Below are 24,606 nucleotides of genomic sequence, written 5' to 3'. Positions count from 1 at the left end.
TCGCGGACCTCAGGAGAAAACTTGTTCGTCGTCTTGCTCATACAGGCTCCACCTTCTCAGGAGTTGGAGCCTCCGGCAAACCCGGCGCGGTTCACAGCGCCGTCAGCGAGAAGCCCCCGCCCAGCCGGTAGCGCAGGTCCAGCGTCGCCTGGTCGGCGTCGACGTCGCTGCTGTTGGGATCGTTGGAACTGTTGGTGGGATTGTCCTGATAATCGGGCTGGTTGCGATCGGCGTAGGTGAAACGATACCCGCCCTTGGTGTGGAAGTGATGGTAGTTCAGCCGCGCTTCGAAGCCGGACAGCATCGCGGGCGTCCAGAGCAGCTTGCCGCGCAGCGAGATCGAGTTCACCGGGTTCTCCGGCGCGCGGCGGGTGATGTTGTAGATGAAACCGTCCGAATCGCGCTTCTCGGCCGAGATCCGGAAGGCGAGCTGGTCCCCGATCAGCGGGCCGCCGCCGGCGACCGCGAACTGCGTGGTGTTGAACGAGGCAACCGTCGCCTGCCCCTTGAGCCGCCAGTCGAAGCTCGGTTCCTCGGTGCGGATGTGCACAGCGCCGGCCAGCGCATTCAGCCCCTGCAGCGTCGATTGCGGCCCTCGGAAGATCTCCACCTGCGCCGCGTCCCACAGGTCGGTCGGGCCGTTCGACAGCAGATCCTGCGGCACCGGCGCCCCGTCGACGAACACCGTCGCGGTGGCGGCACCGCTCCCGCCCGAAACGCCCCGCTGGTCGATCCCGCGGATCGAGAAGCCGGAGGCGCCGTAGGTCTCCGAAAGATTGGCCGTCCGTTGATAGATTTCCTGGATCTACTGCAGATTCTCCTGCGCGATCCGTCTGGCCGTCGTGACGCCCACCGAACTGGTGGTCTGCTGCAGGGTGCGGTCGCTCTTCTCGCCGGTGACGATGATCTCCTCGGCCGCCGGCCCCGCCGCCTCCTGCGCTTGCGCGGCAGACATCCCGCTCATCCCGACCAACGCCGTTGTGAGCAGAAACCCATAATGTCGCATGCGCCCCCCTTTGTTACGGGAGCGCAGCTATCCTGCAACGATACTGCGAGTCAATATCAATTGAAGCATGCTCGTCGGGGTCAGCTACATCGAGCCTGGGAGCAGCCCTTGATCGGCGGCAGGTATCGATGCCGCAGGCGGGTTCAGTCGCGCCCGCTCAGCGCATCCAGGGCAGAGCAGATATGCGTGCGGAGCGCGGGATCGCGGGTGATTTCCAACATGGCGCTCAGGCTGGATCGGGCGCCGCTCACATCGCCTGCGTGCAGCAGCAGACGGGCGCGTTCCCACCGGCCCTGGCCATGCGCCGGTGCGATCACGGTCATGCGCTCGTACAGCGTCGACGCCCGGGCGGCGTCGCCCGAAGCTTCCGCCCTGCTCGCCTGGTTCATCAGCAGCCGCACCAGCACCGACCGGTTCGACATCGGGGTGACATGCTCGATCGTAGGCACCATGGCCGGCCCCAGCACGCCGCGAAGCAGGGCGGCCAGTTCGTCCGCGGCGACGATGCGGCCATCGTTGAACGGGTCGATCAACACGGCGTCGGTCTCCGAGCCGACGCGGGCGAGCACATGGCCGGGCGTGTTCAGCGGATCCACCCGCCAGCCGAGCCGCCGGGCCGCGGCAGCGTAGAGAATAGTCAGGCTTACAGGCAGCCCGTGCCTCCGATCGATCACGCGGAGGAGATCGGCATTGGCCGGATCGTCATACTGGTTCCGGTCGCCGCTGAACCCGAAGGTCCCCGCCATCACGCGGGCGAGCGCCTGCGCACGTTCCTCGACGGTTTCGGCATCCACGCCGGCCGCTGCCAGGCTTTCGGTAAAGGCGTTCAGCTGGGCCACATAGGGGCTCAGGTCCGTATCGGGATGGTCCAGCGCCGCCAGCTGGAGCGCCGCCGCATCGATATCGATCGCCTCGTCTTCCATCAGGCCGATCTGGACGATCGCATCGGTGGATGCAGAAGTGGCCAAGATCATCTCCCTCCTTCCAAAGGCGCTCCCCGCACCACGCGGCCCGACCCTCGCAGATCAGCGGGCGATCGGCGATTGGGCATATTCACGCAGCAGATGCGCCACATCGTCGTACAGCGCCACGGCACCGGCGCCGAGCAGGGCATCGTCGGCAAATCCGCCCGACCGCAGGCCGATCGCGGCAATGCCGCATTTGCCGGCGGCCTCGACATCATAGGGCGTGTCCCCGACGACCATCACCGCATCGGCCGCAAGCGGCGCGACCTTTTCGAGTGCGGTCGAGAAGATATCCGGGGCGGGCTTGGTCCGCTCGACATCGTCGGCGCTGGTCGTCTTCGAAACGAGAGCTTGGGCATCGAGCAACGCAAGATAGTGCTCGAGCTCGGCCTTCGAGGCGGATGACGCCAGTACGACGCGCCGGCCATCGGCATGCACCCGCGCAAGCATCTCGCGGGCGCCGGGGAATGGCTCGACCCGATCCAGGAACTTGGCCTTGAAGATCTCGCCATGGGTCTCGCCGAGCTTTTGCTGGCTGTCCTCGTCGAGGTCGGGCAGCAGCGCGGGGACCAGCATGTCGGTGCCCTTGCCGATCTGATCGTGGATCACCTGCGCCTCGAAGCGCGCACCGATCGTCGCGAACGCCTCTTGCCACGCGGCGACATGGAAGTCGTTGCTGTCGACAAGGGTGCCGTCGATATCGAACAGAACGGCTTGGATCGGCATGGGTCACCTTCGCGCCAGGGAACGGGGCCGGCGTCGCCGGGGTGGCGGCGGCCAGACAAACCGAGCGCATCGGCTCGGCCAAGGTTCCCATAAGCCAGCGTCGCGCCGTTTTCGTCTGCCTGGCATCGGCCATCCTGCCGCCCGGCTACGAGCTGATCCGTCCTCGCCCCGCTGCCGGGACCCGGAAGCACGAAGGGCCGCAGCATCGCTGGAGCGGCCCTTCCATTGCCTGCCACTGAAGGCGGGAGGTCAGAAGCGGCAAGCCTCGACGAGGTTCGCCATGCTCATAGGATCCGTGTTCAGCGGCATATGACAATGAGACATTCGACCACCTCCTTTCTGTTGTTGAACAAGACCGGCAATATCGGCGCCCCGCCACGAAATTCAAGATATCCCAATCGGTTGAAGGGAGCCGGCCTGACGCCGGTCCGACATGGCTGCAGCGCGGTCAAGGGGCCGCTGCAAGCGCGTCGCAAGTCGGCAGGCCGGATACCTCGGCTGCGCCACCGCCCTTCAATCGCGTCGGAGCCGGACCGGGAGAAAGTCGTTATGGGGGTGATCACCGTATCGCCCCCCTCAGCCGGAGGAGCCGACTGGACCCGCGCATGGACAAACACGCCCTATTAGCTTCCATCCGGCTTTCGCCGATCGCCTCGATCGTGACCGACCCGCGCCGCCCCGACAATCCGATCGTCGCGGCCAACACCGCTTTCGAGCGCCTGACCGGCTATGGCGAAGCGGAGCTGCTCGGCCGCAACTGCCGCATCCTCGCCGGTCCCGGAACCGAGCCGGTGCATTCGAACGCGCTTGCCCATGCGATCGCCACTGCGACGCCCCACGTCGTGGAACTGATCAACTATCGCAAGAACGGCAGCAGCTTCCGAAACGCAGTGATGGTCGCACCCGTGCTCGACGACAACGGCGATGTCCTCTTCTTCCTCGGTACGCAGATGGAAGTCGGCGCGCTCGCCGGCGGACTTGCTCGGGCGCAAGCCGCGAGTCGCATCGCGCGTCTCACCCACCAGCAGCGGGCGGTCCTGCACCTAATGGCGCGCGGCCTGCGCAGCCGGCAGATCGGCGCCGAGCTCGGCCTGGCGGAAAAGACGGTTAAGATGCACCGGAGCGCGCTGATCCGCCGGCTGGGGGTTGCCACGTCCGGCGAAGCGATGCGCCTCGCGATCGAGGCGGATCTCTAACCGGCAAAACTTGAGCTGAAAAAACAAAGCTGTTGCATGCCGCTTCGGCGACGATACAGACTTTGGTCCGTGGTGAGTCCGGGGGGGCTTTGCACAGGATCAGGTTTTGTCAGCAGCCGACGCCAAGCCACACCCCTCAGCAGAAGTCTTCCAGCTGCTGGTGGATGCGGTCACCGATTACGCCCTGTACATGCTCGATCCCGAGGGCAGGATCGTCACCTGGAACAGCGGGGCAGCGCGCTTCAAGGGGTATGTAGCGCCAGAGATCGTGGGCGAGCATTTCTCCCGCTTTTTCTCGCCCGAGGATCAGGCGTCGAGACTGCCGGCCCGCGCCCTCGCCACCGCAGCGCGCGAGGGCCGCTTCGAAGCCGAAGGCTGGCGCATTCGAAAGGACGGCAGCCGCTTCTGGGCCCACGCGATCCTCGACGCGATCCGCAGCGAAGACGGCACGCTGCTCGGCTTCGCCAAGATCACTCGCGACATCACCGAGAAGCGTCGGCTTGAACAGGCGATCTACGAGAGCGCGCTACAGCTGAAACTGCTGGTCCAGGGCGTCCGCGACTATGCGATCTACATGCTCGACACCGATGGCCGGATCACCAGCTGGAACTCCGGCGCACAGGCGATCAAGGGCTATACCGAAAGCGAGGTGCTGGGGCAGCATTTTTCGCTATTCTACACCCCCGCCGACCGGGCGCGCGACGCGCCTGACATTGCCCTCCGAACGGCGCTGGCGGAGGGCAAATTCGAGGCGGAGGCGCAGCGGGTCCGCAAGGACGGCTCGCTGTTCTGGGCGCACGTGCTGATCGACCCGATCTACGACGAGGCCGGTGCGCATGTCGGCTTTGCCAAGATTACCCGCGACGTCAGCGAGAAGAAGCAGGCGGAAGAGGAACTTCGCCGCACTCAGGAAGCGCTGCTGCAATCGCAGAAGCTCCAGGCGCTGGGCGAGCTGGCGGGCGGCATCGCCCACGACTTCAACAACCTGATGACCGTAATGCACGGGTCAGCGGACTTCATGCTGAAACAGCCCGACATGCCCAGCGAGAAGCGCACGCGCTACCTGAACGTGATGCTGGAGACCGCCGAGCGTGCGACCAGCCTCACCTCGCAACTGCTCGCCTTTGCCCGGCGCCAGCCGCTGGAGCCCGAAGTGATCGATCTCAGCGTCCGGCTGGATGCGTTGAGCGAGATGCTCCAGCGGACCCTCGGCAGCCAATATGAGCTGCGGCTCGACCTGACCCCTGCCCTGTGGCCGGTGGAGATCGACCCCACCGGGCTCGAAGCCGCGCTGCTCAACGCCGTGCTCAATGCGCGCGACGCGATGCCGGAGGGCGGGCGGATCACCATCGCTACGCACAACGCGCGCCGCACAGAGGGAGACGGTGTCCTGCTGTCGGTGGAGGATACCGGCGAAGGCATCCCGCCTGAGACGTTGAAGCGCGTGTTCGAGCCCTTCTTCACCACCAAGCCGACCGGCAAGGGCACGGGCCTGGGGCTGTCGCAGATCCATGGCTATGCCGTGCAGTCGGGCGGCGCCGCGCGGATCGATTCCGAGCTGGGCAAGGGCACCCGGGTGGAGCTGTGGATCCCGCGCACGTTCAAGCCGCTGCAGCGCGAAACGGCGCCGGATACGCAGATCTCGCTGCCTGCGGCGCTTCGAGTCCTGCTGGTGGAGGACAGCGAGCACGTCCGCTATTTCGCGCACCAGCTGCTCGACGATCTCGGCTGCACGGTGTTGGAAGCGGCTGGCGGCCAGGAAGCGCTCGAGTTGTTGCGGGAGAACCCGGTCGACCTGGTGTTTTCGGACATTGTGATGCCGGGGATGAGCGGGCTGGAGCTCGCCAGCGCCGTGCGAGAGACATACGCAAACCTCCCGGTGCTGCTGGCCAGCGGCTATAGCAGCAAGCAGTTCATCCCGCGCGACGAGCGCGAATTCCCGATCCTCCGCAAGCCGTACAAGCTGGAAACGCTGGCAGCGAGCATCAACGAGTTGGTGCACAGGGCCGAGAGCGACGAATGACGAAGGTCAGTGGTCGCGCAATCGGATCCAGGCGGGTGCGTGATCGCTGGTCTTTGCCCAGCCGCGCACCTGCCGGTCCACGCCCGCGTCCACCAGCCGGCCTGCCAGCACCGGGCTCAGCAGCAGCTGGTCAATGCGCAGCCCCGCGTCGCGCGCGAACGCGTTTCGGAAATAATCCCAAAAGGTGTAGATCGTGGCATCGGGATGGAGGCTGCGCAGGGAATCAGCCCATCCCTGTTCGAGCAACTGCACATAGAGCGCGCGGACCTCGGGTGCGAACAGCGCGTCGTCGCGCCAGCGCTCGGGCTTGTAGACGTCCCGCTCGGTCGGCATCACGTTGAAGTCGCCGGCGAGCACCACCGGCAGCCCGCTTTCCAACAGCGTCTCGGCATGCGCTATCAGGCACTCGAACCAGGCGAGCTTGTACTCGAATTTTGGGCCCGGCCGGGGATTGCCGTTGGGCAGATACAGCCCGCCGACCAGGATCCCGCTGACCGCCGCCTCGATATAGCGGCTCTGCGACGGGTCGGGATCGTCGGGCAGTCCGCGCCGCGTTTCGTGGATCTCGCCTACCCGGCTGAGCAGCGCGACGCCGTTCCAGCTTTTCTGGCCATGCCAGAGCGCGTCATAGCCGAGGTCGCGGATCGGGGCCTCGGGGAATTTCTCCTGCGGTGCCTTCAACTCCTGCAGGCAGACGATGTCGGGCGCCTCTTCCTCCAGCCATCGCAGCAGCACCGGCAGGCGACCGTTCACCCCGTTCACATTGTAGGTCGCGATCTTCATCCCCGCCTCACTTCCCCTGCCTTATCGGCTTCCGGAACGAACGCTCCCGAGATCTGCTCCCGTGAACCGGGTGGGATACCGCGCGTTCGGTCTCCGCACCACTGCGCAATGGAGCATCATGGCCATGCCAGACCTGTCGCCGATGGAGGCCAAGCTGGTCGCGACGCTGCCCGAGGAGCCGGGCTGGCAGTTCGAGCCCAAATGGGACGGCTTCCGCGCGCTCGTGTTCCGCCGCGGCGATCTCGTCGAGATCCGGTCGAAGTCGGGAAAGCCGCTCAGCCGGTACTTCCCGGAAGTCGTCACCATGATTGCGGCCGTCGAGTTCCCCGAGTTCATCCTAGACGGCGAACTGATCCTGCCGATCGACGACGTGCTCTCGTTCGATGCGCTCCAGGCCCGGCTCCACCCGGCGCCGAGCCGGATCCGGCGGCTGTCGCAGGAGACGCCGGCGCAGCTGATGCTGTTCGATTGCCTTGGCATCGACGGGCAGCCGCTTCTCGACGCGCCGCTGCGCGATCGTCGCGCAGCGCTGGAGACCTTTCACCGGAAGCACGGCGGGCCGTCCCTGCTACTGTCGCACCGAACGCAGGATCTGGACACCGCCCGTGCCTGGCTTGCGCAAGGCGGCGGCGCGCTCGACGGGGTGGTCGCGAAGCGGCTGGACGAACCCTATCGGCCCGGCGAGCGCGCGATGCTGAAGGTGAAGCAGCACCGCACCGCCGATTGCGTCGTCGGCGGCTTCCGTCGCACCAAGAAAGGCGACGGCGTCGCCTCGCTGTTGCTCGGTCTCTACGACGATGCCGGGCTGCTCCACCATGTCGGCTTCACCTCCGGCATCGCTGCGGCCGAGCGCCAGGCGCTCCTGCGCACGCTGGAACCGCTGATTGGGCCGCCAGGTTTTACCGGCAAGGCGCCGGGCGGCCCCAGCCGGTGGAACAACGGCACCGAGAGCGAATGGGTGCCGCTGCGGTCCGAACGGGTGCTGGAAGTGTTGTACGACCAGGTGACCGGCGACCGCTTCCGTCACGGCACCAAGCTGCTGCGTTGGCGGCCCGACAAGGCGCCCGAGCAATGCCGCATGGAGCAGCTGGTTCACGAGGTTCGGCCAGCCGAACTGTCGACGCTTTCGCGCCCGACCCTTTGAGGCGTGGCAAAACTAATTTGTGTGATTGAAGGGGCTGATCGGGCGCGCAACAAAACGGCGTGAATTCTCTCCGTCGCGCGTTCCTTGCCGGTCTGATCGCCTTGCCCGTTGCGAGTTGCAGCGCGGAGAGCCGATCCGCCGGGCCGGACTTGCCCCAGACCGCCCCCAACGGTGCGCAGGATTCGCGGGCCGCAGCCTATGAGCGCAACCTCTATCAGGTCGCGCAGGGTGGACGCTATTTCACCTGGTATGGGTGCGGGAGCTGTCATGGTCGTTCCGCCAAAGGGCCGCTGAACCTCGGCGACCGGGTCTGGGTGCATGGCGGCGCTCTCGATCAGGTCTATGGCTTCATCGCCGAGCGGCACCCCGGCGCGACGGCGGGATATGCCGCGCGCATCCCTGCCGAGCAGCTCTGGCAGATCACCGCCTATGTGCGGAACCTGCCGCGGCTGACGCCGGAGAAACGCCGCCGCCAGGATCTCGACCAGGTCGGCGAGCCGCAGGGGAGCAACTGGACGGGTCCGGTGCGTTGAGCGGACTGCAATCGGCACTGGAACCGGCGGGCGAACAGGCGGCGGGCATCCACGGCCTGTTCTGGCTGATGATGCTCGTCTGCGGCGCGATGTACCTGCTGGTGCTTGGCGGAGTCGCCTGGACGCTGTGGCGCGCGTTCCGCAGGCGCCGCCCGGCGAGCGAGCCGACGATCGATCCACCGGACATCGGGCTCAACCGAGGAATGCTCGGCTGGGCGGGGCTGATCGTGGTCGGGCTCACCGTGCTGATCACCGCCAGCTTCCTCGTCGAGCGCAACATCGCCGCCGCCCGCGCGCGCGACGCGCTGGAGGTGCGGGTGACCGGCCACCAATGGTGGTGGCGCATCGAGTATCGCGATCCGCGCACCGGCGGCTGGATCGAGACCGCGAACGAACTTCACCTGCCGCTCGGCCGCACGACGCGCGTCGCGCTGGGATCGGCGGACGTGATCCACAGCTTCTGGGTGCCGAACATCGCGCAGAAGCTCGACGTGATCCCCGGCCGGATCAACCTGCTCGACCTCACCCCCACCCGACCCGGCTGGTTCCGCGGCCAGTGCGCCGAGTTCTGCGGCGTCCAGCACGCGCACATGGCGTTCGACGTGAAGGTCGATGCGCCGGAGGATTTCGAGCGCTGGCTGGCCGGACAGGCCAAGGCCGCCGCCATACCTGCCGATCCCGTCGCCGCGCGCGGGCAGCAGGTGGTGACCGGCGGCCAATGCGCGATGTGCCACACGATCCGCGGCACGCCCTCCACCGGACGGGCCGGGCCGGACCTCACCCATTTCGGTAGCCGGCGCTCGGTGGCCGCCGGCACGCTGACGATGAGCCGCGGCGCGGTTCAAGGCTGGATCGCCCAGCCCCAGGCGCTGAAGCCTGGCACGATGATGCCGCCGGTCGCGCTCTCCGGCCCGGATGCCGACGCAGCGTCGCGCTACCTGATGGAACTCCAATGACCGCGCCGCTCACCCCCGAACAGGCCGATCGGCTCGCCGTCTCGTGGCGCGACGCGCCGGGCCTGTGGGGCTTCCTCACCACCGTCGACCACAAGCGGATCGCCGCGCGCTATATCCTCACCGTCGTGCTGCTGATGTTCCTGGCGGGCATGCTCGCGCTCGACATGCGGCTGCAGCTCGCCTGGCCCGACATGGGGCGGATGACGCCCCAGCTCTACAACGAGAGCTTCTCGCTGCACGGCTCGACGATGCTGTTCCTCGTCTCGGTGCCGGTGATGGAGGCGATGGCGATCTGGCTGGTGCCGCTGATGCTCGGCCAGCGCGCGCTCGCCTTCCCCCGGCTCGCGGCGTTCAGCTACTGGCTGTATCTGGGCGGCGTGCTGATGCTGTGGGTGCCGCACGCCGTCGGCATCACCCCCGATCTCGGCTGGTTCGAATATCCGCCGCTCTCGGGCCCCGGCTATGCGCCCGGCCACCGCGCCGACATCTGGGCGCAGATGATCACCTTCACCGAGGTCGCGGCACTCGCCGCCTCGGTGAACGTCGTCGCCACCGTCCTCAAGATGCGGCCGCCCGGCATGACGCTGGCACGCATCCCGGTATTCGTGTGGTCGCAGGCGATCGCCGGGCTGATGACGATCTTCTCGTTGCCCGCCGTGATGCTCGTCACCAGCATGCTGATTGCCGACCGGCTGGTCTCGACGCAGTTCTTCGCGCCGGCCGCGGGCGGCGACCCGATCCTGTTCCAGCACCTGTTCTGGTGGTTCGGCCATCCGGAGGTGTACATCATCTTCCTGCCCGCCGCGGGCTTCGTCTCGATGATCGTCGAGACCTTCTCGCGCCGCACGCTGTTCGGTCATGTTGCGGTGGTGCTGTCGATGCTCGGAATCGCCGCGCTCGCCTTCGGGCTGTGGGTCCACCACATGTTCGCGGTCGGCCTGCCGCGGCTGGGCAACGATTTCTACACGGCCGCGAGCATGGCGGTGGCGCTGCCCGCGGGCCTCCAGATCTTCTGCTGGATCGCGACGCTGTGGAGCGGCCGCCCGCGTTTCGACACGCCACTCCTCTGGGTACTCGGCTTCATCGCCACCTTCGTGATCGGCGGGCTGTCGGGCGTGATGGCCGCCTCGGCCCCGCTCGACCAGCAGATCACCGACACCTACTTCATCGTCGCGCACTTCCACTATGTGCTGATCGGCGGCGCAATCTTGCCGCTGCTCGGGGCTTTCTGCTACTGGTACCCCAAGGCGACCGGGCGGTTGATGTCCGAGCGGCTGGGCAAGCTCGCCTTCTGGCTGATCGTCGGCGGGTTCAACCTCGGCTTCTTCCCGATGCACCTGCTGGGGCTGATGGGCATGCCGCGCCGCGTCTACACCTATAGCGAGGGTATGGGCTGGGGGCCGCTCAACCTCGTCGCCACGCTCGGCTCGGCAATCGCAGTCGCAGGCGGGCTGGTGTTCGTCGCCAACGCCTGGTGGAGCAGGCGGCACGGTGCGCTTGCCGGGCCCGATCCGTGGGGCGGCTCGACACTCGAATGGGCGGTCCCCTCGCCGCCGCCCCAGCACAATTTCGATCACCTCCCAGTGGTCGACAGCCTCACCCCGCTCTGGACCCAGAAAGAGGCACTGCAGGTGATGACCGGGCTTGCCGTAGAACGCCGCGAGGTGCTGGTCACCTCCGTCATTGAAGCGACCCCGGAATATCGGCAGAAGAGCCCGAAGCCCTCGATCGCACCGCTCTTCTCTGCGCTGGCGGTAACGATCCTGTTCATCGGCAGCATCTTCACGCCCTGGGCATTGGTCTGGGGCGCGGTACCCCTCGCGGCAGCGCTGATCGCCTGGTTCTGGCCACAGCGCGAGCGGGCGACCACCGGCCCCTTGGCGGTGCGTCGATGAGCGATGCCCGCCCCTGCACGATCGTCGGCGACGTCTCGGGCCTTCCCGAGAGCGCAAGCGGCGCGAAGCACCTCGTCTGGTGGGGCAATATCGGCTTCATGGCGATCGAGGGCACCGCCTTTGCGCTCGCCGCCGGTACCTATCTCTACCTGATGAGCCAGACGCACGGCTGGCCCCCTGCGGGCATCCGCCCGCCCGACCTGTTCTGGCCGGCAATCCTCACTCTCGGTCTCCTTCTCAGCGAGCTGCCCAATTTGTGGGTCCGCCGTCGGGCCATCGCCAAGGACGAGCGCGGCGTGCGCTTCGGCACGCTTGGCATGACGATCTTCGGCCTCGTGCTGCTGATCCCCCGCGCGCTCGAGTTCGCGCATCTCAACGTCCATTGGACCGACAACGCCTACGGATCCGTGCTGTGGATGCTCATCATCCTACACACCAGCCACCTGATCACCGACATCGGCGACACCGCGGTGCAGGCGGTCTGGCTGTTCACCCATGAGGTCGGCGACGACCAGTTCGCCGATGTGGAGGACAATGCCAATTACTGGACCTTCGTGGTGCTTAGCTGGCTGCCGATCGGCGCGCTGATCTATCTGGCGCCGAGGCTAGGGTGAGCCGCTGGGACTGCACCCGACCCTGGGCTGCGCTGCTGCTGCCGCCGCTCGCCTGGTATGTCTTCGAAGTTGGGCTGGGCAGCATACTCAAGGTGCGATGCGCGTCCGTCGGCAACGGGCTGGGACTCGGCTGGGGCGTGGCGAGTATCGCGCTGTGCCTGCTGGCGATGGCGATCGCCCGGCCCTGCGCCAAGCGCGCCGGCGACCAGACGCCGCCGCGCGCCTGGCTGTCGCGCGTCGCGCTGCTGCTCGCCGCCATTTTCGCGCTGGCGATCGCCTTCCAGACGCTTGCCGTGATGATCGTGCCGCCATGCGTCGGCTGAGCGTCGCCGTCCCGCTGCTCCTGCTGCCGGGTATGGCCCTCGCCCATGCCGGGCACGACCATGCCGCCCCGCCGGCCTGGACCTGGGACCCGGCAATCACGCTGCCGCTGCTGATCGCGGCGGTGGCGTTCAGCCGCGGCTGGCTTCGTCTCCATGGGCGCTCGACGGGCGGACGAGTGCGCCTCCAGCGTCGCGGCGCCTGGTTCGCGATCGGGTGGCTGGTGCTCGCCGCAGCGCTAGTGTCTCCCCTGCACGAAGCGGGCGAGCGGAGCTTCACCGCGCACATGACCGAGCATGAGCTGATCATGCTGCTCGCCGCCCCGCTGCTGGTGCTGGCCGAGCCGCTTTCGGCGATGCTCTGGGCCTTCCCGCCAGGCGCGCGACGCACCTTAGGCGCGTTCGGCACGGCGATCGCGCCGGCCTATCGTTGGGCGAGCGGCGCCGTCGTGGCGACGCTACTGCAAGCAGCGGTGCTGTGGATCTGGCACATGCCCAGCCTGTTCGACCTCGCGCTCGTCAACGAAGCCTGCCACGCTGTCCAGCACCTCTGCTTCCTGGCGAGCGCCCTGCTGTTCTGGACTGCGATGCTGGGACGGCGCGGCGCAGGGGCAAGTGCGGCCGCCGATCGCGCGCTCGCCGGGCTGTGCCTGCTCGCCACCTCGATCGTCACCGGTGCGCTCGGCGCGCTGATGGCCTTCGCCACCTCGCCCTGGTACGCCGGCTATGCGCGATTGGCGCTCGCCCCCTTTGGCCTCAGCCCGGCCGAGGACCAGCAGGTAGCAGGGCTGATCATGTGGGTGCCAGGCGGGCTCGTCCATCTCGGCGCGGCGCTGCTGCTGTTCCGCACCCTCATCGCACCACCGAGGATCGCCGATGCCGTTTGAGTTGCGCTTCGTCTATGCAATGACGGCGTTCGCCGCGCTAGCGGGCGTGCTGTCGGTGGCGGGCATCTATTACCAGGACAGTGCCCAGTCGCGCACCCATGCCGAGGCGATGACCGGCGGCAGCGTGGCAGCGGGGAAGGCGGCGATTGGACGCTACAATTGCGGCGCCTGCCACCGCATTCCGGGCATCGGTGCCGCGACGGGCGTGGCGGGCCCTGCGCTGAACGGCATCGCGACCCGCAGCTTCATTGCCGGCACGCTCCCAAACGACTCGCCCAACCTGCAACGCTGGCTCCAGCATCCCCAGCAGGTCGTGCCCGGCAATGCCATGCCGGAGCAGGGCGTGACGCCGCGGGACGCGCGCGACATCGCCGCCTATCTGTACACACTGCGGCGATAGAGCGGCGCGCGCTAGACCGAATTCATCAGCGCCGGGATCTCGGGCGCCAGTTCCCGTCCCAGGAAGCCGATCGTCCCCATCCGCTCGGCGAGCCGCCGGCCCGCTTCGCCGTGCAGCCACACGCCCCAGCCGGTTGCGACCAGCGGCGCCGCGCCCCGCGCCAACAGACCGCCGATCGCGCCGGCCAGCACGTCGCCCGATCCGCCCGTGGCCAGGCCCGGCCCGCCGCCGGTATAGTGCAGCACGATACCGTCGGGAGTGGCGACATGCGTCTCCGGCCCCTTCAGCGCCACCACCGCGCCGAACCGCGCGGCAGCCTCGCACGCGACCGCCGCAGCCTCCCGAACGATCCGCTCGGGATCCTCGTCCATCATCTTAGCCATCTCGCCGGGATGCGGCGTCAGCACGGTGGCGCCGCTCCGGGCGACGATCGCGTCGGCCCGGCTGCCGACCACCGCCAGCATCGCGGCGTCGAGCAACAGCGCGATCCCGTTGCCCTGCCCGGCCAGTATGGCATCGAGCATCGGCGCGGCGTCGGCGTCGATCCCCATGCCGGGGCCCAACACGAGCGCGTCGCACCGTTCCAGCAAGGCCGCGAGCGCTTGTCCCGCCTCGCTACCCAGCTCGCCGGCGTCGTTCGCGGGCAATTCGAACAGCGCCGCTTCCGGCGTGACCACGCCGAGGGCCAGCGCCGCCCGCTCCACGGTGGCGAGCTGGACCTTGCCGGCGCCGGTTCGCAGCGCCGCTTCGCCCGTCAGCCGCAAGGCGCCCGGCACGCGTTCCGATCCGCCCGCGACCAGCACCCTGCCGCGCGCATTCTTGTCGGTTGCGACGTCGTAGGGCGGCAGCGGGTTGGCGGCGAGCCAGGCGCGGTCCAGCGCGATCATCCGCGTGCTGCCACCATGGCGTCGGGCGCTGCGGTAACCGCAGCATCCGTTTCCATCGGCGTGACGACGTTGTAGCGCACCAGCTCCAGTCCGCGCGCGCCGCAGGCATATTCGGTGACCGAGCAGTTGGCGACGTCTCCCTCCCGATCGATCGCCAGTATCTCCGCCTCGCTCATCCCTTCCAGAATGTAGCGCATGCACAGCACCACGACTTGGTGTGCCACGATCATGACCGGCTTGCCCGCATAATGCAGCGACACGGTGTCGAGCAGCGAGCGGAGCCGCAGGATCACGTCGCACCAGCTCTCCCCGCCGGGCGGGCGATGGTAGAACTTGCCCAGCAGGCGCCGGAACTCGGCCTGCTCGGGGATCTGCGCCGCGATGCCTGCGGTGGTGAGCCCATCCAGAATCCCGAATTCCTTCTCCCGCAGCCGCTCGTCGCTGCACAGCATGGCGTCCGGCAACGCACCGCCCGCGTCGCGGAGCAGCCGCGCCGTCGCATGGGCTCGCGCATAGGGACTGCAAAGAATAACGGCCGGCCTGCCATTCCCCTCCCCCGCGGCGAACCACCGCCCGAGCGCTATCGCCTGGCGCTCGCCCAGCGGGGATAGCGGCACATCCACGTCACGCTGATCGAGCGCGATCCGCTCCGCGCCTGCGGCGTGGGCTGCGTCTCTGGCGACGTTGCCGGCACTTTGACCATGGCGGATCAGCCACAAACGGCGCGGCCAGCGGGAAGCACCTGAAATCATTGAAGATCAATGCGGCACGAAAAGAGCGGTTCCCTGCGATACCCACCGAAGATCCAGCCAATGCTTGCCGACTCAATGGCGGGCACCAGTCAGCCCTGGTGCCTTCGTCAAGCACGGGCTGCGCCAAAATCAGTGCCGGTGATTAAGCGGCTACGCTAGGATTGCGGCAGCGGCGCATCGATCTCGCAGACGAGGCCCGTGGGACGGAATTCGATCCGAACGGGGCCGCGCAACTCCGCCGACAAGGCACGCTCGATCAGCCGTGATCCGAATCCGCGGTCCGAGGGGGCCACGACCGGCGGCCCACCACGTTCGATCCACGCGATGTTGAGCCGCGGTTCGTCGCCGGATGTTACCGACCACCGCACCAAGATTTCGCCCACGTTGTTGGACAGCGCGCCGTACTTCACTGCGTTCGTGCACAATTCGTGCAGGGCGAGCGTGAGCGATACGGCCATGCGGCCCGGGAGCGCGAGCTCCGGCCCATCGAGGTGGATGCGCGTGCTATCGGCACCGCAGCCAGGACCCACCGTATTGCCAACCAGCGCGCGCAGCGAGATGGTCTCCCAGTTCTGCCGCGTGAGCAGATCGTTCGCGGCCGCAACGGCGGCTAGGCGCGCCTCGAAGGTCCGCCTTGCCACCGGATCGGCCTGATCGCCGCGGAAGGTCTGCGTTGCGAGGCTCTGCACGACGGCAAGCGTGTTCTTCACGCGGTGGTTGAGTTCCTGCAGCAACACCTGCTGGTGCGCTTCCGCTCGCTTGCGCTCGGTGATCTCGAACGACGCGGTTGCAAAGCGCGGCGCATTGATCGGGCTTCCGCCGATCGGGCTGATCGTCACTTGAAACCAGCGCGTGCCCGCTTCCGCAACGTGGCGCATTTCCATGCTCTGGGCGACGCCGTTCGCCTCGATCACCTTCAGCCGGTCGGCCATGGCCTGCGCAGGCCCGCCCGGGTCGAGATCTCGTTGCGTCAGACCGGCAACCTCGTCGCGTCCGAACAATGCGGAGAATGCGCGATTTGCGGCGATATAGTGGACCTCGTCTCCCCGACGTTCGACGATCGATGCGAACAGGCCCTCGGTGTCGAAGAATGCGCGAAGCGTGGCTTCGTTTTGCCGCAGGATCTCGGCGCTGCGGCGCTCAAAGACCAGACTGTCCAATTGCGCGCTCCCCCACAGCGCGAGTGCGCCCAGCAGCACGACCGTGATCGCCGTGGTCAGCGCCAGGCGGAAATCGGCTGGGTACAGGCCGATCTCTGACCCACGCAGGGCAAGCCCCGCCACAAGGATCGGAACCACCATCATCAGCGGGAGCAGCAGTCGGGCCGCGGTCGCCCCAACCGAATTCCCGACAAGAAGACCGACCCAGCCGCGGCGCGGCCGCAAGGCGAGAACCCCGGTTCCCAGGCCCGCCAGCGCCAGCGAGGTGGGAAGCGCCACCTGGGTGAAGCTGAACGGCCCCTGGAAGGGAGCGACGGCGTAGAGGTGGCTCAGAAAGGCGATCGCCGCGAGCAACAGAACCGCAGACGATGTTGCAGAGAGAAGCAGGCCCGCGATGCGACCTGCGACCTGCGACAGATACAGCCCGGCACCGATCAGCAGGAAGGCGATCGCGGTCGGCATCGCCATGCGGCCCGGATGGGCATAGGGAATCGGCTGGCCATCAATGGCGGCAGGAAAGAGCCAGCGATCCGTCCCGAGGTCCAGCCCGGCGGCCTGTTGCACCAGCGTCTGGAGCGCGATCGTCAGAACGATCGCGCAGAGGATGCGGACGTGCGGTCGGTCGACATGCCGACGCGCAGCCGCAAGGATGCCGGTGCCGGCAAGGACGGCGCAGAGCGCCGTGAGGGGCTGCATCGCGCTGCGCTGGTGAAAGAACTGGGTCAGCGGGTAGGTGCGGGACGTCCAGCCGGCCAGCACGACGGCGCCGACCGCGATTGCAATGCCCGCGCCCATGCAGGCCAGAACCCTGATCCTCGCCGGCAGATGCCTGGCGGCGAGCTGGCCGGGAAAAGAGCCGTCGCCCTGCGGCAACGTCGAGACATTAGGGCGCGACAGAACGGCACTCCAAGCGAAACCAGGGAGAAATCCCGACAATGGGAGACGCGCGAGACGGCGGAATCGTTGCACCCCGGCATCATCTCGGCGGAGAACTGGCATCGACCCCGGAAGATGTCCTCCCGCCCCGTCCACGGCAAAGCCCGCTCCCGTTCCGCGCCGGACATGCTGCGGTGCTCAATCTCTCCCCCGCCTCTGCCTCAACGGCACGACGGACCCGTCTTCCGCCAAAGATTGGCGGAAACGCCCTGCGGACTCCGGGGAATCGCCACGCAGCTCGAAGAGATTGGGGGGACGGCGAGCACTCGCACGCTCGAGATGCAGTTCGGCCAACGTATATTGCGCCTGCACCGCCTCCGGGCAAAGCGAGCGCTGCGCGACATCGAGTTCGGCAACCGCACGGGCATAATGATAGTCATCGACATTCCGCATGATCGTCTCCGTTTCTCGCGACGACATGCTTGACCGATGGCTGAAGCCATTGCGCTTACCTCGGATAGGGCGTGCGACGAACCGTTCAGACGTCGGCGGACACGCGTGCGGGTGTCCGGCCGATGCGGCGTGCGAGCGCAGCCGGATCCGACAACGTCACCCGGCTTCCGCGCCATTCCAGATCGCCGTCGCGCCGCGCCTGCTGGAGCATGCGGTTGATGTGGACAGGCGTCAGGCCGAGTGCGTCGGCGAGCATCTCCTGCGTCAGCGGCACCTCGAAGCTGCGTCCCTGGATCAGATCCGCGAGCGCTAGCCGTTCGTGGATTTCGAGCATCAGATCACAGATCCGATCGAGCGCATTCAGCCGCCCCAGCCTCGTGATCTGCGCGAGGAGATAGGCCTCTTCCAGCGCGTTGCTCGCCGCATAGGCCTGATGAAGATCGGCCACGTCGCTGTCGGGAGCGGTCGCAACCTTCGCGTCGGTGAGCGTCTGCACCGTGGATACCGCGAGCGGCCGATCCTGTCGGCACAGGCCGATCAGATCCCCCGGCAGCAGGAAGCTCAGGAACTGTCGGCGGCCATCGACCAGGATGCGCACCCGCGCTGCCCAACCACTGACGAGCAGCATCGGCTCCGGCACGGCCCGCCCCTCGGTCAGCAATTCGCGCCGCATCGGCACCCGCCGCGAGTCCCGCACCGCCGCCTCGACCATGGCGCGCGCCGCGTCCCCCAGTGGTGCTATGCGGGACAGGCGATGGAGCGCAGGCGGCTCCGTCGCGGATAGGGGCGTCGCTAACATCATGGACATGGGGCATCTCCCAGAAGCGCGCGGAGGTGCGCAGTCAGCGTACGGAGCTGAATGGGTTTGGTGAGCCGGGGTGCATCCTGAAGCGCCTCCGGCAGTGCCCAGGAATCGTAGCCGGTCAGCAGCAGGTACGGCACGCCGCGCCGTGTGAGCGATTCAGCGATCGCGTAGGAGAAGCCCCCCTCCAGATGGACGTCGAGCACCGCGGCATCGAGTTGCTCGCAATCGGCGAGCGCCAAGCCCTGGTCCAACTGCGGAACGGGGCCGACGACATCGGCCCCCGCATCGGTTATCGCCCGCGCCACGTCGGTCGCGATGAAATACTCGTCCTCCACCACCAGAACGCGCAGGCCGGAAAGCGAAGTGTCCATGTTCAAGGGGCTTTCCATCGCGCGCCGGATCACGCCGGGATGCCCGGCAACGGCAGGGAAATCGTGCAGCGCGCACCACCGCCCGTGAAGACGAGCTCCGTCTCGGCGCCCAGCCGGTACGGAAGGCCTTCACGGATGAATTCACTTCCAAATCCTTGATGGACAGGAAGAACTTCTACGATGGGGACACCCTGTTCCCGCCATGTAAGTATAAGTTGAGGGTCGCAACCATATCGCAGGTTAACGACCCAAGAAATTTCAATGCGCGCATTCGGAAAATTGAGCGCACCATATTTGACGGCATTGGTAGTCAATTCGTGGAGCGCCAGGCCGATGATTTCCGCGCTCTTGGAATCAAGCGGTACGTCGGGCCCGTACAACGTGACCCGTGGGTCGCTGGCGAACCCGGCAGCGAGCAGTTCCTCGCGCAGCAGATTCTCCAGATCGAGTGTCGCGCCGGGGTTGCGTGTGGCGATCACATGGGTGCGCGCCAGCGCGTCCAGACGCCCCGTGAAGTGCAGCGCGATATCGTCGATCGCTCCCCCCGCCTCGACCGTCCGCGCGAAGATCGAGCGAACCACGGCGAGGATATTGCGTACCCGGTGCTGCAACTCGCCGATCAGCATGCTCCGGGATGCCTCCGCATTCCGGCGGTCGGTGATGTCGATCATCGCGCCGATCATGCGCACCGGCCTTCGCACACGATCATAGGAGAAGCTGCCCCGGCCCAGCGTCCAGAGGATCGTGCCGTCGGGGCGAAGGATGCGATATTCGTGACGGTATTTGCCGTCGCCGTTCAACGCGGCGCGGATCGCCGCTTCGGTGCCAGCGCGATCCTCGGGGTGCAGGCGGTCCGCCCAGGCGTGATAATTGGGCTCCACCGCGCCGATCGGATAGCCGAGCATCCGGTAGTTCTCGTCGCTCCAGTGCATTTCGCCGGAGTCGAGGTTCCACTCCCACAAGGCGAGCTGCCCGGCTTCCACCGCGCTCCGCAGGCGCTCCTCGCTTTCGCGCTGTGCCGCGAGTTCCACCTCGGCCTGCTGGACGATCCGCTCGCCGCTCGCACCCGACCGCGCCAGCCCCCGCAATCGCGCGACGGCGGGACTGCCGGAAACCAGCCCTTCCGCGATGCCGTCTTCAACTACCGGAACTTGCTGCTGCATCGGCAAAAGCCCCCAGACTGGGCGAGAGACCTGCGCGATAGTGACCAGGCCCCGGCGCCCTGTCCTTAACGTTTCTTAGGTTCGGGCCCGCTTCCCCGCGCATTGGCCGCGATGTTGTGGCGCTTTACCGGTTCGGGGTCGGTACCCGCATCACCGTGCCGCCCTCTGGCCGATCCGAATGCATGGCAGAGATCGCTTGCTGCAGGCGCCGCAGGTCAACCGGCTTTTCGCAGCGAAGGACCGTACGAAAGGAGGGCGGCAGCGCGCTGGCGTCATAGCCCGTGGTAAAGAAGAACGGGATGCCGCGCGTCTGCAGCAGCTCGGCGGCGGGAAACACCATCTCGCCACCCAGATTCACGTCGACCACGGCGCAATCGATCCGCGCCTCGGCACGAATGAGGTCGATCGCGTGCTGCACCGTGCCGACCGGCCCCAGCACCATCGCCCCCGCGTCGCGCAGCGCGTCCGCCAGTTCGTCCGCAAGCAGGAACTCGTCCTCGATCACGAGCACGCGGCAGCCGTGGAGAGGAGCATCGACCATGCTCAGCTTTCCCTGGCCGGCTTGGAGGATACCGGCATCAGGATGGTGCAGTGAACCCCGTCCGCGCCCAGCGTGTAGCTGGTTCGCGCGCCGAGCTGATAGGGCAAGGGGCGCTCTATCAACTCGCGCCCCTGCCCGCCGCCGCGCGCCCCCGATGCCGGCGGCGGCATGTCGACGCCGGTCTCGCGCCAGTCGATGTGCAGCCAGGGCTGCCCGCTCGCCGCATCCTGAGCCATTCGCCAGGTCACGGTGAGGCATCCGCCAGCCTGACCGAGGGCGCCGTATTTGACGGCGTTGGTCGCCAGTTCGTGGAGCGCGAGCGCCAGCGTCTGCACGGTCGAGGAGCGCAGGCGCACGCCCTTGGGGCCTTCCAGCCGGATGCCGTCCCGGTTGCCACCCATCGCCGCCAGCTCCGTCTCGATCAGTTCGTCGAACGTCACCCGGTCATGCTCGTTCAGACGGGAGAGCAGCCCCTGCACCCGCGCCAGTGCCTCCAGCCTATCGCCGAAGCGGCCACGGAACTGGTCGAAGTCGCCGCTCGCCCGCGCCGTCTTGTCGGCCATGGATCGCACCACGCCCATCAGGTTGCGGGTGCGGTGCTGGAGTTCGGCGATGAGGACCTGCTGCCGCTCCTCCCATTCGCGCCGTTCGGTCGTGTCCACCATCGCCCCGATCATGCGCACGGCATTGCCCTGCTCGTCGTAGAAGAACCGCCCCCTGCCCGAGAGCCAGTGTACCGAACCGTCGGGATGCACCGCGCGAAACTCCCTGGTGAACTCCTGCTTCTGTTCGCGCGCGTCCTGCAGCGCCGCTTCGGTTTCGGCGCGATCCTCGGGATGGACGCGCGATGCCCATGCCTCGTAGCTCGGTGTCACTTCGCCGACGGCATATCCCTCCATGCGGAAATGCTCGTCGGACCAATGCACCTCGCCGGAGGCCACGTTCCAGTCCCAAAGCCCGAGCCGCCCCACGTCGACGGCGGCGCGCAGCCGCTCCTCGCTCGCGGCCAGTGCCTGCTGCACGCGTCGTGCCTCGGTCACGTCCTGGCCGATCTTGATGAACTCGCGGATCTCTCCGTCCGCCCCGAACAGCGGCTGGGTCGAGCCGTCGATGAAGATTCGGGTGCCGCCCTTGTGGAGGTGCCAGCGGACATTGGGGGCCACCCCGTCGCGTGCCGCGACTGCGCGCTCCCATTCCGGCGCGCCGTCCGCCACGTCTTCGGGCACGAAGGTCCGATCCACCGACTGGCCGATCATCTCTTCCTCGGACCAGCCATAGACGGCAACGGCGCCCGCCGGCCAGGAAGTGATCCTCCCCGCGCGATCCATGGTGAAGATGGCATAGTCGCGGACCGATTGGACGAGCAGGCGAAAGCGTTCCTCGCTCGCCCGAAGCTGCGCCTGCGCCACCTGATCGCGCAGGCGCAGGAGATCGGCCTGCGCCGCTTTCCACTCGGAAATGTCAGTCGTGGTCGTCGCGACGCCGTCGCCCAACTTGACCGCCGACTGGTAGAACCAGCCGTCGAACTGCTCGTGCACATAATGGCGTTCGGCGCGCTCGGATATGCCGGTCTCGGTTACACGCCGGAACGCGTCGAAAATTCCTTCCACCTGAACGCCGGGGTTGCGCTCGACCAGCCTCTCGCCAATGACCGGGCCGAACCGTCGCTCGGCCTCGGGGTTGACCAGCACCCAGCGGAAATCGACGATGGCGCCGGTCGCGTCCCGCTCGGCCTCGAAAACCTGGATGAGGTCGGTCGAGGCGTCCATCGTCGCCTGCAGCAGGTCGCGGCTCGCCTGGAGCTCCGCGGTGCGTTGCCGGACCTGTTGTTCGAGCGCGGTGCGGTAGCGGGCGAGTTCCTGTTCGGCCACCACCTGCTCGGTCACGTCGAAGGTCACGCCATTGATGATCCACGGGCGTTCGAGATCCGCCTTGCCGCGCAGTTGCACCCAACGCCCGGCATTGCGACCGTGCGAGACCTGCATGCGCGTGCCGAAGGATTCGCCCGGGATGGCCTGCTCCGCCGTCCCGCTTTCCAGCCAGGCCAGGCCTTCGGCATCCATCATGCCGGCATAAAGCGCCACAGCATGGGGCTGCTGTGTGGCGAAGACGCCCCACAGCTTCTGGACCACGGCGTCGGCATGCACCGTGTGCGCCCGCGTGTCCCACCGCCACGCACCCATGCCGCCGCTTTCCAGAGCCAACCCGCGCAACGTCTCGCTTTCGCGCAGCGCCAGTTCCGCCTCGTGACGGGGCGTGGCGTCGAGCACAAGCGAGTAATAGCCGGCGACCGATCCGTCCTCGCGTATGTCCGGCACGAACTCGGATTGTACGTGCCGCGTGCCGCCCAGCTTGAATGCGACCTCGGCCTCGAACCGGTGGCGCTTGCCCGAGAGCGCGACCTCCGCGTGCGGAAGGAGGCGATCGAACGCGGCTTCTCCAAGCACCTCGCGCAAATGTCGGCCGAGGATCGTTCCGGTCGGCAGCCCGAACCATTCCTCGTAGCGGCGATTGGCGAAGCGGTAGCAAAATGTCTTGTCGATATAGGCGATCAGGCCGGGCATGGCGTCCGTCACCAGCTGCAGCCGCTCCTCGCGCTCGCGCACGCCCATCAGCGCCTGCTCGCGCTCCGCCGCGACTCGCAGACGATCGATTACCGGGCCCAGCACCATTGCATAGGTCTTGAGAAACTGGATGCTCCGGTCGTCGAACGCGCGCGGTTCGCGGGCATCGACCTGCAGCAGGCCCCACGGCCTGCGCCCGGGCAGCAGAATCGGCACGTTCACAAGCGCGCACACGCCATGGTCGCGCAGGAAGGGCGGGAAGACGAACCGCGCCTCGTCGACGATGTCGTTGGTGATCACCGGCCCAGCCTGCGCGATTGCAAAGGCTTCGGAGGAGCGATCGTCCAACCGCACGCGCGCCGCGCCGACGACGCCTGCGCGCCAGCCAATGCCGGCGCGCACGAACGCCGTCTCGGCATCATGCTCGATCTCCATGACCTTTGCCAGATCGGTGCCGAGCGCCTGGGCGATCAGGCGGCACCCTTCGGTCAGGATCTGGTCGAGGTCTTCATGATCGAGCACGAAGTCGCCAAACTCGGCCAGCGCCTGCTGACGTCGCATCAGCTCTTCGAGGTCATCCATAGGAGCAGAACGCCTCAATACCGTGTTGGTGCTAGGAACCGCATCGAATTTTCGTCGTGCCGAGAGCCGCCTCGACTAGCCGCGCCTGCTCGTCGACTGGATCGTTGCAAATCTCGAAAGATATCGCACGCCCTCCTATGACAATGTGTCCTCACGTACAGCCTGCCACGACCAGGTCACGCCTCGTTCTTGTTCTTGCCGCCGACCTTGTCGGGCGATTTCTTGGTCGCCGTGGACTTGGCACCCGAGCGTGAGCCGCCGCCCCGGCCTGTACCCGTACTTCCACGCGCGCCGTCGCCGCCCTTGGCCGTGACCGCTCCCGGATTTCCGCCCGCACCCTTCTGCGCCATGTCGAACGCCTCCTCTGATGGACGTTCAACCCGGCCGGCACAAAGGCGTTCCTCACCATTTCAGTGACTTAGATCAACCAAGGCGCTTCGAACTTCAGCCGGCAAGCCAGCTGGCGACAAGCGCAGCAGGCTTGCCGCAATCGGCGCCTCAACCTGCCGATCAACAAAGTTTAGTGACATATTTCAGGCAGTTATTTCAGGAACACAGCTGCTTCCACTTCAGTTCTATTTGCGCCAATCAACGGATGGAGAGTGGCGTATGTTGAAACGACTTGCAACAGCAGGTGCGGTGGCCGCACTTGCCGCGGGCGGCCTTGCGGTGGCCCAGACGGGATCGAGTAGCGGCGGCAGCTCCGGCAGCACCAGCCAGACGGGCGCGACCGGGTCCGGCGGCACGGGCAGCGGCGCCTATGGCACGACGGGAAGCGGAACGTCCGGCAGCGGCGGCGCCAACAGCGGCGGGGCCGGCTATGGCACCACCGGCAGTGGCGCGAGCGGCGCTGCAGGCGGCGGCGCGGCCGCCGGGGAACGCGGCTGACGACAGACTTCCACGCTTCTCCCCCCGCCCCTCGCCCCCGGGACGGTAGCGGAGACGATCCGGCCAGGCGACGCCGCCTGGCCGGATCCCTTTTGCTCTGCGCGGTTGCTGCCGCG

At 67.2% G+C, this 24,606-nt stretch carries 26 protein-coding genes; 11 read left to right on the top strand and 15 right to left on the bottom strand.

Annotation, left to right across the window (positions count from 1 at the left end; genetic code table 11):
* Positions 1-91 precede the first annotated feature (91 nt).
* The 4 genes from GGR89_RS21160 to GGR89_RS21150 form a co-directional block, all read right to left on the bottom strand.
* Positions 92-796, bottom strand: a complete 705-nt coding sequence (locus GGR89_RS21160; RefSeq protein ID WP_277600120.1) for a TonB-dependent receptor plug domain-containing protein — start codon at positions 794-796, stop codon at positions 92-94.
* A gap of 9 nt (positions 797-805) precedes the next feature.
* Positions 806-955 (bottom strand): hypothetical protein, encoded by a 150-nt coding sequence (locus GGR89_RS22490; RefSeq protein WP_241218047.1) that lies wholly within the window; start codon positions 953-955, stop codon positions 806-808.
* A gap of 194 nt (positions 956-1,149) precedes the next feature.
* A complete protein-coding gene (locus GGR89_RS21155) occupies positions 1,150-1,974 on the bottom strand; it encodes a SirB1 family protein (RefSeq protein ID WP_241218048.1) in 825 nt (274 codons plus the stop codon).
* Between the two features lie 57 nt (positions 1,975-2,031).
* Complete coding sequence (locus tag GGR89_RS21150; RefSeq protein WP_125977401.1) at positions 2,032-2,697, bottom strand: HAD family hydrolase; 666 nt, start codon at positions 2,695-2,697, stop codon at positions 2,032-2,034.
* Positions 2,698-3,302: 605 nt separating this feature from the next.
* Between GGR89_RS21150 and GGR89_RS21145 the strand changes: the two genes are divergently transcribed.
* Both GGR89_RS21145 and GGR89_RS21140 read left to right on the top strand, forming a co-directional pair.
* Positions 3,303-3,893, top strand: a complete 591-nt coding sequence (locus GGR89_RS21145; RefSeq protein ID WP_125977402.1) for a PAS domain-containing protein — start codon at positions 3,303-3,305, stop codon at positions 3,891-3,893.
* 106 nt (positions 3,894-3,999) lie between these two features.
* Positions 4,000-5,916 (top strand): hybrid sensor histidine kinase/response regulator, encoded by a 1,917-nt coding sequence (locus GGR89_RS21140; RefSeq protein ID WP_241218049.1) that lies wholly within the window; start codon positions 4,000-4,002, stop codon positions 5,914-5,916.
* A 6-nt stretch (positions 5,917-5,922) separates the two neighbouring features.
* Here the strand turns inward: GGR89_RS21140 and xth are convergent, their stop codons facing one another.
* On the bottom strand, positions 5,923-6,699 hold the full coding sequence (gene xth / locus GGR89_RS21135) for an exodeoxyribonuclease III (protein ID WP_125977403.1): 777 nt from the start codon (positions 6,697-6,699) through the stop codon (positions 5,923-5,925).
* Positions 6,700-6,817: 118 nt separating this feature from the next.
* Here xth and GGR89_RS21130 point away from each other — a divergent pair, with 118 nt between their 5' ends.
* The 8 genes from GGR89_RS21130 to GGR89_RS21095 all read left to right on the top strand — a co-directional run bounded on the left by GGR89_RS21130 (position 6,818) and on the right by GGR89_RS21095 (position 13,448).
* A complete protein-coding gene (locus tag GGR89_RS21130; protein ID WP_125977404.1) occupies positions 6,818-7,843 on the top strand; it encodes an ATP-dependent DNA ligase in 1,026 nt (341 codons plus the stop codon).
* A 149-nt stretch (positions 7,844-7,992) separates the two neighbouring features.
* Complete coding sequence (locus tag GGR89_RS21125; RefSeq protein ID WP_167713175.1) at positions 7,993-8,376, top strand: cytochrome c family protein; 384 nt, start codon at positions 7,993-7,995, stop codon at positions 8,374-8,376.
* A complete protein-coding gene (gene coxB / locus GGR89_RS21120) occupies positions 8,373-9,332 on the top strand; it encodes a cytochrome c oxidase subunit II (RefSeq protein WP_125977406.1) in 960 nt (319 codons plus the stop codon). The genes GGR89_RS21125 and coxB overlap by 4 nt, the downstream gene beginning before the upstream one ends.
* Positions 9,329-11,227, top strand: coding sequence for a cbb3-type cytochrome c oxidase subunit I (locus GGR89_RS21115; protein ID WP_125977407.1), 1,899 nt, complete (start codon positions 9,329-9,331; stop codon positions 11,225-11,227). The genes coxB and GGR89_RS21115 overlap by 4 nt, the downstream gene beginning before the upstream one ends.
* Positions 11,224-11,841: a cytochrome c oxidase subunit 3 gene (locus GGR89_RS21110; protein WP_125977408.1), complete on the top strand. Its 618-nt coding sequence runs from the start codon at positions 11,224-11,226 to the stop codon at positions 11,839-11,841. The genes GGR89_RS21115 and GGR89_RS21110 overlap by 4 nt, the downstream gene beginning before the upstream one ends.
* Positions 11,838-12,164: a hypothetical protein gene (locus GGR89_RS21105; protein ID WP_164542708.1), complete on the top strand. Its 327-nt coding sequence runs from the start codon at positions 11,838-11,840 to the stop codon at positions 12,162-12,164. The genes GGR89_RS21110 and GGR89_RS21105 overlap by 4 nt, the downstream gene beginning before the upstream one ends.
* Positions 12,152-13,048, top strand: coding sequence for a cytochrome c oxidase assembly protein (locus GGR89_RS21100; RefSeq protein WP_164542709.1), 897 nt, complete (start codon positions 12,152-12,154; stop codon positions 13,046-13,048). Before GGR89_RS21105 ends, GGR89_RS21100 begins: the two co-directional genes overlap by 13 nt.
* Positions 13,038-13,448, top strand: a complete 411-nt coding sequence (locus GGR89_RS21095) for a c-type cytochrome (protein ID WP_125977410.1) — start codon at positions 13,038-13,040, stop codon at positions 13,446-13,448. Before GGR89_RS21100 ends, GGR89_RS21095 begins: the two co-directional genes overlap by 11 nt.
* Before the next feature lie 11 nt (positions 13,449-13,459).
* Here the strand turns inward: GGR89_RS21095 and GGR89_RS21090 are convergent, their stop codons facing one another.
* The 10 genes from GGR89_RS21090 to GGR89_RS21035 form a co-directional block, all read right to left on the bottom strand.
* Complete coding sequence (locus GGR89_RS21090; RefSeq protein ID WP_125977411.1) at positions 13,460-14,335, bottom strand: NAD(P)H-hydrate dehydratase; 876 nt, start codon at positions 14,333-14,335, stop codon at positions 13,460-13,462.
* Positions 14,332-15,087 (bottom strand): histidine phosphatase family protein, encoded by a 756-nt coding sequence (locus tag GGR89_RS21085; protein ID WP_125977412.1) that lies wholly within the window; start codon positions 15,085-15,087, stop codon positions 14,332-14,334. The genes GGR89_RS21090 and GGR89_RS21085 overlap by 4 nt, the downstream gene beginning before the upstream one ends.
* A gap of 155 nt (positions 15,088-15,242) precedes the next feature.
* Positions 15,243-17,120, bottom strand: coding sequence for an HWE histidine kinase domain-containing protein (locus GGR89_RS21080; protein ID WP_164542710.1), 1,878 nt, complete (start codon positions 17,118-17,120; stop codon positions 15,243-15,245).
* A gap of 201 nt (positions 17,121-17,321) precedes the next feature.
* On the bottom strand, positions 17,322-17,576 hold the full coding sequence (locus tag GGR89_RS21075; protein ID WP_125977414.1) for a hypothetical protein: 255 nt from the start codon (positions 17,574-17,576) through the stop codon (positions 17,322-17,324).
* A gap of 85 nt (positions 17,577-17,661) precedes the next feature.
* Positions 17,662-18,288 (bottom strand): Crp/Fnr family transcriptional regulator, encoded by a 627-nt coding sequence (locus GGR89_RS21070; RefSeq protein WP_241218050.1) that lies wholly within the window; start codon positions 18,286-18,288, stop codon positions 17,662-17,664.
* Between the two features lie 86 nt (positions 18,289-18,374).
* The gene (locus tag GGR89_RS21065) at positions 18,375-18,752 is read right to left on the bottom strand and encodes a response regulator (protein ID WP_209092442.1); all 378 of its coding nucleotides are present in this window, start codon (positions 18,750-18,752) and stop codon (positions 18,375-18,377) included.
* A 29-nt stretch (positions 18,753-18,781) separates the two neighbouring features.
* A complete protein-coding gene (locus GGR89_RS21060) occupies positions 18,782-19,915 on the bottom strand; it encodes a sensor histidine kinase (protein WP_125977417.1) in 1,134 nt (377 codons plus the stop codon).
* 124 nt (positions 19,916-20,039) lie between these two features.
* Positions 20,040-20,456 (bottom strand): response regulator, encoded by a 417-nt coding sequence (locus GGR89_RS21055; protein ID WP_125977418.1) that lies wholly within the window; start codon positions 20,454-20,456, stop codon positions 20,040-20,042.
* A 2-nt stretch (positions 20,457-20,458) separates the two neighbouring features.
* On the bottom strand, positions 20,459-23,602 hold the full coding sequence (locus GGR89_RS22120; protein WP_206434327.1) for a PAS domain S-box protein: 3,144 nt from the start codon (positions 23,600-23,602) through the stop codon (positions 20,459-20,461).
* A gap of 176 nt (positions 23,603-23,778) precedes the next feature.
* Complete coding sequence (locus GGR89_RS21035) at positions 23,779-23,952, bottom strand: hypothetical protein (protein ID WP_164542711.1); 174 nt, start codon at positions 23,950-23,952, stop codon at positions 23,779-23,781.
* 259 nt (positions 23,953-24,211) lie between these two features.
* On the opposite strand from GGR89_RS21035, the gene GGR89_RS21030 reads away from it, so the two are divergent.
* Positions 24,212-24,490, top strand: coding sequence for a hypothetical protein (locus tag GGR89_RS21030; RefSeq protein ID WP_125977419.1), 279 nt, complete (start codon positions 24,212-24,214; stop codon positions 24,488-24,490).
* Positions 24,491-24,606: the final 116 nt, after the last annotated feature.

Origin of the sequence: Sphingomonas trueperi, assembly GCF_011927635.1 — a bacterium.
GTDB lineage: Bacteria > Pseudomonadota > Alphaproteobacteria > Sphingomonadales > Sphingomonadaceae > Sphingomonas > Sphingomonas trueperi.
This window is presented reverse-complemented; position numbering and strand designations above follow the sequence as displayed.

Bases quoted from the DNA above. Each gene is read 5' to 3' on its own strand.
- GGR89_RS22490 (WP_241218047.1), bottom strand. From the start codon at position 955: ATGTCTGCCGCGCAAGCGCAGGAGGCGGCGGGGCCGGCGGCCGAGGAG.
- GGR89_RS21150 (WP_125977401.1), bottom strand. From the start codon at position 2,697: ATGCCGATCCAAGCCGTTCTGTTCGATATCGACGGCACCCTTGTCGAC.
- GGR89_RS21145 (WP_125977402.1), top strand. From the start codon at position 3,303: ATGGACAAACACGCCCTATTAGCTTCCATCCGGCTTTCGCCGATCGCC.
- xth (WP_125977403.1), bottom strand. From the start codon at position 6,699: ATGAAGATCGCGACCTACAATGTGAACGGGGTGAACGGTCGCCTGCCG.
- GGR89_RS21130 (WP_125977404.1), top strand. From the start codon at position 6,818: ATGGCCATGCCAGACCTGTCGCCGATGGAGGCCAAGCTGGTCGCGACG.
- GGR89_RS21115 (WP_125977407.1), top strand. From the start codon at position 9,329: ATGACCGCGCCGCTCACCCCCGAACAGGCCGATCGGCTCGCCGTCTCG.
- GGR89_RS21110 (WP_125977408.1), top strand. From the start codon at position 11,224: ATGAGCGATGCCCGCCCCTGCACGATCGTCGGCGACGTCTCGGGCCTT.
- GGR89_RS21100 (WP_164542709.1), top strand. From the start codon at position 12,152: ATGCGTCGGCTGAGCGTCGCCGTCCCGCTGCTCCTGCTGCCGGGTATG.
- GGR89_RS21095 (WP_125977410.1), top strand. From the start codon at position 13,038: ATGCCGTTTGAGTTGCGCTTCGTCTATGCAATGACGGCGTTCGCCGCG.
- GGR89_RS21090 (WP_125977411.1), bottom strand. From the start codon at position 14,335: ATGATCGCGCTGGACCGCGCCTGGCTCGCCGCCAACCCGCTGCCGCCC.
- GGR89_RS21085 (WP_125977412.1), bottom strand. From the start codon at position 15,087: ATGATTTCAGGTGCTTCCCGCTGGCCGCGCCGTTTGTGGCTGATCCGC.
- GGR89_RS21075 (WP_125977414.1), bottom strand. From the start codon at position 17,576: ATGCGGAATGTCGATGACTATCATTATGCCCGTGCGGTTGCCGAACTC.
- GGR89_RS21070 (WP_241218050.1), bottom strand. From the start codon at position 18,288: ATGGTCGAGGCGGCGGTGCGGGACTCGCGGCGGGTGCCGATGCGGCGC.
- GGR89_RS21065 (WP_209092442.1), bottom strand. From the start codon at position 18,752: ATGGACACTTCGCTTTCCGGCCTGCGCGTTCTGGTGGTGGAGGACGAG.
- GGR89_RS21060 (WP_125977417.1), bottom strand. From the start codon at position 19,915: ATGCAGCAGCAAGTTCCGGTAGTTGAAGACGGCATCGCGGAAGGGCTG.
- GGR89_RS21055 (WP_125977418.1), bottom strand. From the start codon at position 20,456: ATGGTCGATGCTCCTCTCCACGGCTGCCGCGTGCTCGTGATCGAGGAC.
- GGR89_RS22120 (WP_206434327.1), bottom strand. From the start codon at position 23,602: ATGGATGACCTCGAAGAGCTGATGCGACGTCAGCAGGCGCTGGCCGAG.
- GGR89_RS21035 (WP_164542711.1), bottom strand. From the start codon at position 23,952: ATGGCGCAGAAGGGTGCGGGCGGAAATCCGGGAGCGGTCACGGCCAAG.
- GGR89_RS21030 (WP_125977419.1), top strand. From the start codon at position 24,212: ATGTTGAAACGACTTGCAACAGCAGGTGCGGTGGCCGCACTTGCCGCG.